Raw genomic sequence first — 12598 nt, 5'->3', positions numbered from 1 at the left:
GAGGCGCTTCTTCAGCGGCCCTTTAACACCCTCACCCAGAAAACGGATAGCAAATAGGGAAATGAGACGTGTATGAGCATTCATCTCGACGACTACAAAGAACTGCTGGAGAACCTGGAACCCGAGTCCACCGCCTTGTTGCATGGCGCCTGGCCCGATGCGGTCAAGATTTTCTCCCCGCGCGGACTGGATAATTATCTGAAAGGCACGGCCGCGCTGCAAGGTTTGGGGCGTGGGCGGGGAGTGGTGGATGCCTGGATCGATGAAACTCCGCAGGTAGCAAAAGAGATAGGCGAGGACGTGGTATCGGATCTGGCAACCTCAGCCCTGATGCTGGCCTCCAAAACCTCCGGTGCGGTGATTGAGCTCATGCTTGCCACCGCGCCGACAGCGGCCAAGCGTTTGGGCGATGCCCATCTATTCCAGAGCTATCTTCAATTCCTCAACACCCTGATCGCCCAGGCACCGCGCGGTGTGCGTCCCATGCTCGACAACCTGGACGTACTGTTCCGACAACTGACTTTGGGCGGCCTGCGCCGCTGGGCATTGTGGGGTGCTCACGCGCACCGCACCAATTACGAAGAGCAGATCAGATATTTCAGCCTCGATTCCAAGGAATCACAGGCCGTCATGCAGAAAGAGCGCAAGGGCACCCTGTTTGTCGATGTGCAGCGTCGCATCAACATGTATTTGCGTGCCCTATGGGCACGAGATTTTTTCATGAAACCCACTTCCGGCGACTTCGAAACACGCGAAGGCTACAAACCCTTCATCGAGAATTATTTGATACACCTGCCGGACGCTTACGATGCGTTTGGTGACGTTGCCGCCAGCGAGGTTTATCGCGCCGCGGCTGCCCACGCAGCTGCGCATTTGGTGGAAACAAAAAAACCGATTTCGGCGGAAGCACTGAATCCCTTGCAGATGGCGATCATTTCGGTGATCGAAGACGCGCGTGTTGAGGCGCTTTCGATTCGGCGCTTTCCTGGCCTGCGCCAAATCTGGTCAGTGTTGCACCAGGCTACACCAGAAATGAATACAAGTGTCGGCGATTACCTGAACCGCTTGGCTCGCGCATTGCTTGATCCTCGCTATCAGGACAATGATGCCTGGATAACCGAAGGCCGCATGCTCTTTGCCCAGGCGCAGGGCAGACTCGATACCAGCCAGACGTCGTGGGAAATTGGTGTGCAGCTTGCCCACGAGATCAAGGAAAAGGGGATCGCCTTCAATCCACGCACTGACCAGTTGACCGCACCTTATCTCGATGACAACCGCTATTTCTGGGAATTCGAGGAATTCGATTTCGAGAAATCACTCGCAGCCGGCTACGAGGAACCGAGGCAAGTCCGAAAATATGTTAGCGTCATGGAATTCGCCAATGAAGTGGAAGTGGAAACCGCGGGGGATGATGCCCAGGAAATATGGGTGATGGGCACGGAATTCTTCCCTTATGAAGACAGTGGCATTTCTTACAACGAGTCGGAAGGCAGGGAACCGGTTTCCCAGCCTTATCATTATTCTGAATGGGACTATCAGATTCAGCTTGAGCGCCCCGCCTGGGCAACGGTACAGGAAAAGCGCGCCAAATCGGGCGACATAAGATTCATTGACGACATTGCGGCACGATACAAGCGCGAAATTTCACGCATGAAGTTTTTACTCGACGCCATGCAGCCACAGGGAGTGCGCCGCATCCGTAAACTGGAAGATGGCGATGAGATTGATATCAATGCCGCCATTGGTTCGATGCTGGACATGCGCATGGGGCTGCATCCCGATCCGCGCATCATGATGCGCTCAGTCAGAAAAGTTCGCGACATCTCGGTACTGGTATTGCTGGACCTGTCAGAGTCCACCAATGAAAAGGTGGCGGGGCAGGATTATACCGTGCTCGAACTTACGCGCCAGGCCACAGTGCTCCTATCGGACGCGATTGCCAAAATCGGCGACCCTTTTGCCATTCATGGCTTTTGTTCGGATGGACGGCATAATGTCGAGTATTACCGCTATAAGGATTTCGAACAGGCCTATAATGAAGTGCCCAAGGCAAAGCTGGCGGGTATGACCGGACAGCTTTCCACCCGCATGGGCGCGGCGATCCGTCACGCAGGCCATTATCTCAAACTGCAAAAATCATCCAGGAAACTGTTGCTGGTGATCACGGATGGTGAGCCGGCGGATGTGGATGTACGCGATCCGCAATATCTGCGTTATGACACCAGGAAAGCCGTGGAAGAGGCGGGCCGCTCGGGTATCGTCACTTATTGCATGAGCCTGGATCCTCGCGCCGATCAATACGTGTCACGCATTTTTGGGGCGAAAAACTATATGGTCGTCGATCATGTGGAACGATTGCCGGAGAAGCTGCCGGTACTTTATGCGGGACTGACGCGATGATGAAACAACATTATGTGGGCGTTGACCAGGACCAGAATGGGGGATTGACTCATATCGGGCGCATGATATTCGATGCCTGGGTGTTCGGCATTCTGCCAGACTCGGAAAAATGTGCCGGCTGGGATGCGGCGCAAATACAGAATCTTTACGAGAAAGTCTATTCCGCATGGGAGCCCTACGCCCACCTGCCCAGCCGGTTGCCCGATGATCTGCGGCAACGGCATGCGCACATCTACGCACAGGCGGTCAACAATGCGAAGAGTAAAGGCTGGGATGCGGAGCTAAAAGACGACGATTAGCTGCTGGGAAACGGGCAAATATGCGTCCATGGGGTAAGTTGTGACGGAAAACCATAGTGTATATCCTGTTTTCTGCCACATCACCTGCTGCATTACTTTTCTGATCCAATCAGGAAACCTCGAGTGCGCCCCTGACCCCGGAAACGGCGATTAAACGCTGGATGCAGGAAACTTGATCACCCGCGCCGTGCCATCGAACTTCGCCTTTCCGGCCAAGACTTGCAATGCACGGGGAAATTCCGTCTGCAAGCGTGACATGATGCCCGCCGGGTCAGAACGATAATAAACCGCATCATACTCCACCGGCTGATCAAGGGAAGTTCGCGCCCGGGATCGAAAGTTGCGCCACGCGATGTCAATCCAGCATCTGCGCTCACCATCCAGAAAAACGAATTCCTCAGCATCCAGAATGGCCAGGTACTGCATAGAACGAATAGGAACGAATAAATGGCCGCTGGGACAACGGGCAAGCAGCGTAATCGCAAGATTGTAAGTGGCTGCGGGCAGATAGCGGGAATCATGTCCTACTTCATTATCGCGATAGCAGGTGATTTCCATTTTTGGTATCTCTCCTGGAGGTTGGGAAACGTGAAAACGTATTTTGATTGACGACTTTGTCTATTCTTTATGTACTCGGATATAAATGCAAGCTACCTCTGAATCTCACATGGCAGGCGCTGACGCGAAATCACGATATACTGTGTTCCATGAGTCATTTGAATTCTTTCTGGCACCTCCCGATTTGAAGAATCAAAAAGACCGGGGATGACAGATTTTGAGGATCTTGAAGACCAGTAGTTGACCTGTCAGCCAAGAAGCGGCGAAATATGGCGCCACAGGAGCTCTTGCAGCAGATTACCCTTGAATCCTGGTCCAGCCATTGACCCCCCATTTTCCAGTTTAGCGGTATGATTCACAAAGACTTTCTATGCTACTTGACCTTTATCTTTGTAGTGGATTCGTTACAAGGTGTGGTGCGCCCTGCCGTGCACCGAAAAACCCACGCACCCCACCCCGTCCAACTGCCGGATTCAGGTTGAATCCGGCAGAACTGGCTGAGTAATGCGTCCCACTCGCCTGGAAAAGCCATCGACTCATCGTAACGACTGGCAAACCATTCGCTCCCTGTTGCCCTATCTGTGGGAATTTAAAGGCCGGGTGGTGGCGGCATTGGCATTCCTGGTGATTGCCAAGCTAGCCAATGTCGCCGTGCCACTGGTTCTGAAGGAGATTGTCGATGCACTCGACCAGCCGCAAGCTCTGCGGGGCCTGCCGGTTCTACTGCTGGTCGGCTACGGTGCCCTGCGCCTGTGCAGCACATTGTTCGGCGAGTTGCGCGATGCGATATTCGCCAAGGTAACCCAGCGCGCGATCCGGCGGGTAGCGATCAAGGTGTTTGGCCACCTGCACGCACTGTCCTTGCGCTTTCATCTGGAACGGCAGACCGGCGGCGTATCACGCGACATCGAGCGCGGGACGCGCGGTATTTCCTTTCTGCTTAATTTCATGCTGTTCAACATCCTGCCGACATTGCTCGAAATCGGTCTGGTGGCGGCCATTCTCCTTTCCAGATATGACGTCTGGTTCTCGGTGATCATCTTTGCGACGCTTGTCGCCTACATTGCGCTCACGCTGATCGTTACAGAATGGCGCATGATATTCCGCCGGACCATGAACGACATGGACTCGAAAGCCAATACGCAAGCGATTGACAGCTTGCTGAACTACGAAACGGTCAAATATTTCAGCAATGAGTCCTGGGAAGCGCGGCGCTACGACGAACACATGCAGAAATGGGAGGCCGCGGCGATTCGCAATCAGACTTCGCTTGCCGCCCTCAACTCCGCGCAAAGCGCGATCATCGCGGTGGGCGTAACCTTGCTATTGTGGCTGGCGGCTGACGGCGTGATCAAAGGCAGCATGACCCTGGGCGACCTGGTGCTGATCAATGCTTTCATGCTGCAACTGTATATGCCGTTGCATTTTCTCGGGTTCGTCTACCGTGAAATCAAGCATTCGCTGGCAGACATGGAGAAAATGTTCAATTTACTGGCGGAGCATGAGGAGATCAAAGACAAACCCGGCGCAACCAGCCTCATTCCGGGAAACGCGGCAGTTAGCTTCGAGCGGGTAAACTTCAGCTATGAGCCCAACCGTCAGATTCTGTTTGATGTCAGTTTCGATATCCCGGCAGGCCGTAACATAGCCGTGGTCGGACACAGCGGCTCGGGCAAATCAACACTGTCCAGGCTGCTTTTCCGTTTTTACGATATCACCACCGGCCGGATTCTGATAAACGACCAGGATATCAGCCACGTGACACAGCAGAGCCTGCGTAAAGCCGTGGGCATTGTCCCGCAGGACACCGTCCTGTTTAATGACAGCATTTATTACAATATCGCCTACGGACGACCTGACGCAAGCCGCGAGGAGGTATTCGAAGCTGCCCGATCGGCACACATTCATGATTTCATCGAAAATCTGCCGGATAAGTACGAAACCAGGGTGGGTGAACGTGGATTAAAGCTATCTGGCGGAGAAAAACAACGGGTTGCGATTGCTCGCGCGATCCTGAAAAAACCTGCGATATTGATCTTTGACGAAGCCACCTCGGCACTGGATTCAAACTCGGAAAAGGCCATACAAGCTGAATTGAAGCGTATCGCGGTCAACCGTACCACGCTAACCATCGCCCATCGGCTATCCACGATCGCGGACGCCGATCAGATTCTGGTGATGAGCAACGGCAGTATTATCGAGCGTGGCACCCATCGGGAGCTACTCGCGGCAAACGGCACCTATGCGTATATGTGGGAACTCCAGCAACAGGAAGAACAGAACGCGTCTGCAGGGGATAAACATATGACGCAGAAACCGGATGTCCTGCCAACACCTGGTTGATATTCAACGAGCATTCAACGTCACCGACTTTATCAGCTTATGGATTGCAACCGGATCGACCGGTTTCACCAGATGATGCACGAACCCCGCATTCCTGGTTCGTTCGAGATCATCAGGCTGCCCATAGCCACTAAACGCGATCAATGCGGTTTTCTGGGTCTCGGTCATTTGTTGAAATCGCTTCGCCAGTTCCAGTCCATCAGGCTCGGGCTTGCTTAAGTCAAGCAGGGCGACATGCGGCAGGAACGACGTTGCTTCCCGCAGAGCCGACTCGAAATCATAGACTGCGCGCACCTCATATCCATAGGTCGCCATCAGCATGGCCATCGTATCCGCATTGTCCATATTGTCGTCCACTATCAGGACGCGTTCCGTACCCGCCGCGGGCGCCGTGCTTGCAACTGGAGCCGGTGCGGGCACGATATCCACCACGGGAAGCCGAAGCACAAACTCGCTGCCCTGATTAGGCCCCTTGCTCAGTGCCTTGATTGAGCCGCCGTGCAGGGACACGAGCTGAAATACCAGCGAAAGACCAATACCGAGGCCGCTGCTCGATTTTCTGATTGCGCGTTGCTCCTGCATGAAAAGCTCAAAAATCTTCGACAGCATGCGCTGGGGTATGCCGATTCCGTTATCCCTGACCGACATGACCAGCTCTTGCCCTTCACGATGGACATCCAGCGAAATCTTGCCGCCTTCTTCAGTGAATTTAATCGCATTGGTGAGAAGATTCTCGACGATCTGGGTCAGGCGGACGGGATCGCCGCTGACAAAAAGCGGCTCATCCCTGATCGCTATAGTCAGATGGTGCTTCCGGGCGTCCACCAGCGCCTTGGTTGATTCCACGACGTGATGCACGATAACCGCCATATCTACCGTTTCCTTCCGTAGCGTAAGCGTGCCCCGTGTGAGCCGGGCGATATCAAGCAGATCGTCTACCAGGCGAGTCATGTGATCCACCTGCCGGGTGATGGTCTCCCGGGCCCATGAAAGGCGTTTATCGTCGGAGTCAATGAATCCCAATGCCTGGGCGGCGTTGCGTATGGGGGAAAGTGGATTGCGAAGCTCATGTCCGAGTATGGCAAGAAACTCATCCTTGCGCCGGTCGGCGCTGCGCAGCTCCTCCTCGGCATCCTTGTGGTATTGGATATCGACGCTGGAACCGACAAAGCCGGTCACCTGCTTTCCCTCGAACCGTGGTTCACCGACAAAACGCATCCAGTTATACCTGCCATCCACCTTGCGCAATCTCAACTCGTAGTCGTAACCTCTGCGGTTGGCTTCCGCACCTGCACATTCCGCCAGATAACCCGTTAAATCGCCGGCAGGAACAAGATCATGCCACCCCGCACCCAATAAATCCTCGCTTGACTTCCCGGTCTCGTCGGCAAAACGACGGTTTACAAATTCGAGCTTGCTACCAAGGCCGCTGATCCAGATAAATACCGGCGCGGTATCGGCAAGCATGCGAAAGCGTTTCTCGCTTTCCCTGATCTCTTGTTCCGCATGCTTCAGCGCATCAATGGGCACAAAGGTAACCACGACCCCCTCAACCCGGTCTTCCTCAACGCGATAGGGCAATACACGGCGCAGATAGAAATTCCCCTCGGCCGTGTGAACCTCATCTTCTGCAATCGAGCCTGAACGCTGAACATTACCGGCGACCGTTATAAGATCCTGTGGCTCGAGCCGGGATGTGAAATCACTGATCGGACGCCCTATATCCGAGGGAATGAGACTGAAAAGCCGGCGGGACGCAGGAGTGAAGCGCTTTATGCGAAACTCGCGGTCGAGGAACAAAGTAGGCAAATCGCTGCTTGCCAGTAGATTGGTCAGATCGTCGTTAACCGTGCGCAGATTATTAACGGTGCGTTCCAGATCGCCATTCACGGTATTCAATTCTTCATTTACCGACTGGAGCTCCTCCTTCGACGTTTCCAGTTCTTCATTGGCCGACTGGAGCTCCTCATTCATGGACATCGCCTCTTCATTGGCAATGCGAAGATCCACGTTGCTTGCCTCGAGTGCCTGGATCGACGCCTCGAGGTCCAGCCGTGTCATGCGCAAGTCATCCTCGAGCTGCCGTTTCGCCCACGACTCGGCATCAGCGGCCGCCTGGTTCGGTTCTATGCCAAGGGATTCATGCTCGAATGTAATGAGCACGAGGCCACCGCTCTCCTCCCCGGCCTTGACGGCCCTGATGCGCAACTGGCGATTCTCTCCCTGTGGAGCAGGCAATATAATCTCGCCCGTCTTTCCCTCGTTGCGAACCGAATGGATCACCGCGCGAAGGACAATGCGCATCTCGTCCGACACCATGGCCATCAGATCCCGGGTCGCGGACCCTTCCGGTTGCCATAGGAATTCGCGCGTGGGGCCATAGAAATACAATACCTGCGAATCCCGGTCGATCAATACTGCGGTGGCGGAACGTTGCCTGAGCAGGAGTTCTCGCACCAGCTCGGCGTGAGTCGGGCGCGGAACCTGTCCTGCTATCAGATGAGAACCCAGTTGTGTCGCCGAGGTATCAGGCACCAACGGAAGTTTGACAAGCATCTTCCGCTTGGTGGGTAGAGCGCGATAAATACGGTGTTGTTTGTCGATCGGCATAAAGAGTTCGTGATGCTCGCCGATTGTTTCGGATTTTCCCAGAAATAGATAACCTTCCGGGTTCAGCGCAAAATGAAACATCCGCAGCAGCTTGTCTTGCACGTCCGGCTTCATGTAGATCAAAAGATTGCGGCAACTGACCAGATCCATATGGGAAAACGGCGGATCGGCCAGGAGATTATGCTGCGAAAACAAAACCGATTCCCGAAGTGCCTTGCGAATAACGAACTGACCGTCATTGTTCTTGATGAAGTAGCGGGTCAGCAACTCTGGCTTTAATACAGTGCTGATGCTTGCCGGATAACTGCCGGCCCGGGCAATGTCCAGGGATGTCTGGTCGAGATCGGAGCCGATAATATTCAATTTCAGGTTTACGCCTCCCTTGCTCATCAATTCAAATAAGGCGATACCCATGCTGTAGGCCTCTTCTCCCGTGGAACATCCGGCTATCCATACACGTAGCGGCTCGCCGGGAGCAAGACCCTGGATAATCCTCGGCAATACCTGCTGCTCGAGGGCTTGCCATGCCGGGGGTTCGCGAAAGAATTCAGTAACTTTGATTAAAAAATCTTTCCCCAACGCTTTGACCTCGGGAGGGTGCTCCCGCAGGTAAGCCGCATAGGATGCCAGATTGACCAGCCCCTGCAATGCCATGCGGCGCTTGGTGCGGCGCATGAGCATTCCTTCTTTATATCCCCGAAAATCCCCGCCTCCGCATGTGGACAGGAAAGCAATGATATCCCTTAGAATCTGAAGGTCTTCCGCCGATGGCGTGGAAGGCTCAGGCTGCCATAGGGTGGGTGGATCGATGTATTGCTTGAGTGCCCCGCCCATCTCTTCAATAGGTAACACGTAGTCAACCAGGCCGGTCTCCACCGCGCTCTCCGGCATATCCGGATGCTGTGCCGTCGCGGGTAACTGCGCCATGACCATCCCGCCTGCAGCCTTGATGGCTTTAAGCCCCACCGTGCCGTCATGATCAGCGCCGGTAAGAATGATACCTATAGCGCCTTCCTGGAGTTCTTCCGCCAGCGATATGAAGAGCCGGTCGATAGCTTGTGGCGACGGCCGCGGCTGAGGTACCTGCTGAAGGCGCAAATATCCGCCGTCCAGTATCAGGTAGTGATTAGGCGGGATCACGTAAACCGTATTACGCTCGACAGGCATATCGCCGCGAACCTGTACAACCCGCTGTGAAGTATTGTTTGCCAGAATATCGGGCAGATGACTGGGATAATCCGGTGCGAGATGCACCACTACGATGTAAGTGATGCCATGAGCGGATGGAAGCACCTTGAATAATCTCTGCAGCGCCTCCACCCCTCCTGCTGACGCGCCGATTCCCACGATCGGAAACAGTGGAGACTTCTGCCCCGTCGCGCGATCAACGAACTGGGCGTCTGGAAGATTTCTTTCTGTAAATGAGGAATTATTCGAGGCTACCGAATCAGCCCCGGATTTTTTTTTATCAGCTCGTGTCATAAAAATGGAGCGATAACGGTATGATCTTAGTTTAGCACGTGTTGAGATAAATACAGGGCATCAGGGCTTGGCAGTTACCGGTACTCGCTTCCTCACTGGTTGGATTCATATTCCAGTATTCCGTAAGCGATAAGCACCCTCCTAAACGATCATGCCGAGACTTAATTAACCCAAACCTTTATAATCTCCCACTATTTTTGCCCTCCAGGTACTTCAGGTGCTCACAGCTTTCTCAGTATTTCCTCAATATCTGCTGCCGAAGCAGGCACTCACCGAATTGGCGGGCAAGTTTGCCAAGGCCAATGCCGGCGCGCTTACCACTTTCGCCATTCGGCGATTCATACAGCACTACGACGTGGATATGAGTGAGGCGGTTAATTCCGATATCCACAGTTACCTGACCTTCAATGATTTTTTTACCCGGGCGCTACTTCCAGAAAAGCGCCCCATAGCCGAGGCAAGCTACATTTGTCCAGTCGATGGCGCCATAAGCCAGTTGGGAGTCATCCGCAGCAATCAGATAATACAGGCTAAAGGGCGCAATTATTCGGCTACCGCGCTCATGGGTGGCGATAGTGCGCTGGCTGAAAAATTTTATGATGGCAACTTCGCAACCCTGTATTTGAGTCCGAAGGATTATCACCGGGTACATATGCCATGCAGTGGCCGGTTGACTCGCATGATCTATATCCCCGGCACTCTATTCTCGGTAAATCCGGGTACGGTCCGGGGTATTCCCGGCCTGTTTGCACGCAACGAACGCGTGGTTTGCGTCTTCGAATCGGAGCGCGGACCATTTGTAGTGGTATTGGTGGGTGCGACGATAGTGGGCAGTATATCCACGGTGTGGCATGGTATCGTGAATTCCCGGCGGGCCGGCCAGGTTCGCGACTGGCGATACGATTCGCAGGCTCTGGTTTTCGAAAAAGGCAGGGAAATGGGCCGGTTTCTCCTCGGCTCAACCGTAGTAATGTTATTTCCCAGAAACAGAATAGTGTTTAATCCGTTATGGACGCCCGGCCGAACTATCCGCTTCGGTGAAATGATGGGAACGAAAGCTGATGAGCTTCGGTAGCAACCCATCAAGGACACATTCGACACATCAACCGGAAGGCTGGAAGTGAGTGGAATGAGTCGGGCGACGCTCTACTCATCTATAGAAAGTAAACTGGCAGTTGACCACTCATCTCTTTCGGTAGAATGCGCCCGCTGAATGATATACCTCTGATGTATCGCTGGCTCTTTGCCGACCCCCCTTATTTATTTATTCTAATGTCATTCTACATAAAATTATCCTCATAACTGCCGCATGTAGGCCACGAGATCCGATTTTTCCTCGTCCGTAAGCTTGAGCTGTAATACCAGATTGAAGAACTCAACCGTATCTTCGAGTGTTAGCAAACGGCCATCATGCAGATAGGGAGGACTGTCCTTGATGCCACGCAAGGTAAAGGTCTTCATCGGCCCGTCACCCGGCTCATTGACAAAACGTTCGAGTTTCAGGTCGTGCATCTGATGGTCAAGGAAAGCGGGCGGCTTATGACAGCTGGCGCATTGGCCTTTCCCATAAAAGAGTTTCTCGCCACGAAGCTCCTTCTCGTTTGCTTTTGAAGGGTCGAGGCGTCCTTGGCTATCCAGCTTGGGCGCAGGCGGAAAATCCAGCATGTTCTGTAGCTGCGCCATATGGCTAACGTGAATTCGATCAAAAATCGTGAGGCCTTTTTTCATCGAGTGGATTGCATCGCCATTGAAGTAAGCGGTGCGAAACTCAAATTCGGTGAAATCCTCCACCGACCGCAGGCTCCGTTTTGAGCCATGAATCTGCTGATTAAACAGGCCCCGCAAACTAACCGTATCCAGGCGAAAGCGCCGCTCCTGCGGTCGGATATCGGGACTGAGATGAAATTGTCCGGTCGTGTGACCATTCACATGGCAATCAAAACAGGTCACCCCTAGGCTGGGTTGCGCGCTTTTGCGGTCATCAGTCGGATTAAACTCCTCCTGTGGAAACGGGGTGAGCAGCATCCGCAGGCCATCAAGCTGTACGGGCGTGAGAAGATCCTTGAACAAGCGATAGTAATTATTGATCGAAACCACTTCTCCCCGCGAAACATCGCCCAGCTCGGGCCGATTCTGAAGAAAAATCGCTGGCGGAAATTCCGGCAGGAACGCTTCGGGTAAATCGAATTCGATGTCGAACCGCTCCAGCCGCGGAAACATATTGACCTGAACCTGGGGAAAAACCTGCCCGCCTGGCGTTTGCTTGGGATGAGGCAAGGCAGGATAGGGGAATGCGTTCTGGCTGCGTATTTCCGATGGAGACATGCTGGCGAGTTTCTGCCAGCTCATTCCTGCAACCAAGCGCGCGGTGGGACCCACCGCGAGCGGCTTGCCGCGCGACATTTTCGCTTCCCGATCAAGCCGGGGAGTCAGGTCGTAACGCCGGAGAAGCAATTCTTGCTGTGTTTTCATCACCCTGGCGCGATCGGCCACATCGGCTTTCATGCTTTCTTCGAACGTCTGCGTCGGTTTTTTGGCATTCAGGGGATCACGATAAAAATCGAATCCTAAAATCTTTCCCTTATCGGGCTGATTGTCAAAAGCGGGGGAAGAAGGTGCCGCGTTCGAGGCAGTAAAGATGTTGGAGCGGTCATGCTCGCTCTTTTTTTGTTCGGGTCGTGTAATGGGTGTTTCACGAACCGTTTGAGCATTGATGACGGCATCACGCGCCTGCGTGCTTCCGCTTCCCTGACGCGTTTCACTATTGTTTTGACCCGTGGCGCTATTCATTCCCACACCTAAGCCAGCGAGCCCCAAACCCAGGATCAGGATATTTACTCTTTTCATGATGATCTCCGATATCTAATTGCGCCTGAATACATACAATCACACGCAAGTCCGAAAGA

At 53.7% G+C, this 12598-nt stretch carries 7 protein-coding genes; 4 read left to right on the top strand and 3 right to left on the bottom strand.

Annotated features, from left to right (window positions below):
• Nucleotides 1-72 precede the first annotated feature (72 nt).
• Nucleotides 73-2400 (top strand): nitric oxide reductase activation protein NorD, encoded by a 2328-nt coding sequence (locus EBAPG3_RS05575; RefSeq protein ID WP_004174064.1) that lies wholly within the window; start codon nucleotides 73-75, stop codon nucleotides 2398-2400.
• Nucleotides 2397-2699, top strand: a complete 303-nt coding sequence (locus EBAPG3_RS05570) for a hypothetical protein (protein ID WP_004174066.1) — start codon at nucleotides 2397-2399, stop codon at nucleotides 2697-2699. Before EBAPG3_RS05575 ends, EBAPG3_RS05570 begins: the two co-directional genes overlap by 4 nt.
• Nucleotides 2700-2849: 150 nt before the next feature.
• Here EBAPG3_RS05570 and EBAPG3_RS05565 read toward each other — a convergent pair whose 3' ends face one another.
• On the bottom strand, nucleotides 2850-3257 hold the full coding sequence (locus EBAPG3_RS05565; RefSeq protein WP_004174067.1) for a hypothetical protein: 408 nt from the start codon (nucleotides 3255-3257) through the stop codon (nucleotides 2850-2852).
• Nucleotides 3258-3761: 504 nt separating this feature from the next.
• Here EBAPG3_RS05565 and EBAPG3_RS05560 point away from each other — a divergent pair.
• A complete protein-coding gene (locus EBAPG3_RS05560; RefSeq protein ID WP_004174068.1) occupies nucleotides 3762-5600 on the top strand; it encodes an ABCB family ABC transporter ATP-binding protein/permease in 1839 nt (612 codons plus the stop codon).
• 3 nt (nucleotides 5601-5603) lie between these two features.
• Here EBAPG3_RS05560 and EBAPG3_RS05555 read toward each other — a convergent pair whose 3' ends face one another.
• Entirely contained in the window at nucleotides 5604-9692 is a 4089-nt protein-coding gene (locus EBAPG3_RS05555; protein ID WP_040851048.1) for a CheR family methyltransferase, read from the bottom strand.
• A gap of 217 nt (nucleotides 9693-9909) precedes the next feature.
• Between EBAPG3_RS05555 and asd the strand changes: the two genes are divergently transcribed.
• The gene (gene asd, locus EBAPG3_RS05550) at nucleotides 9910-10767 is read left to right on the top strand and encodes an archaetidylserine decarboxylase (protein ID WP_004174071.1); all 858 of its coding nucleotides are present in this window, start codon (nucleotides 9910-9912) and stop codon (nucleotides 10765-10767) included.
• Between the two features lie 221 nt (nucleotides 10768-10988).
• Here asd and EBAPG3_RS05545 read toward each other — a convergent pair whose 3' ends face one another.
• Nucleotides 10989-12539: a hypothetical protein gene (locus EBAPG3_RS05545; protein ID WP_004174072.1), complete on the bottom strand. Its 1551-nt coding sequence runs from the start codon at nucleotides 12537-12539 to the stop codon at nucleotides 10989-10991.
• Nucleotides 12540-12598: the final 59 nt, after the last annotated feature.

Source organism: Nitrosospira lacus (genome assembly GCF_000355765.4).
Classification (GTDB): domain Bacteria; phylum Pseudomonadota; class Gammaproteobacteria; order Burkholderiales; family Nitrosomonadaceae; genus Nitrosospira; species Nitrosospira lacus.
This window is presented reverse-complemented; position numbering and strand designations above follow the sequence as displayed.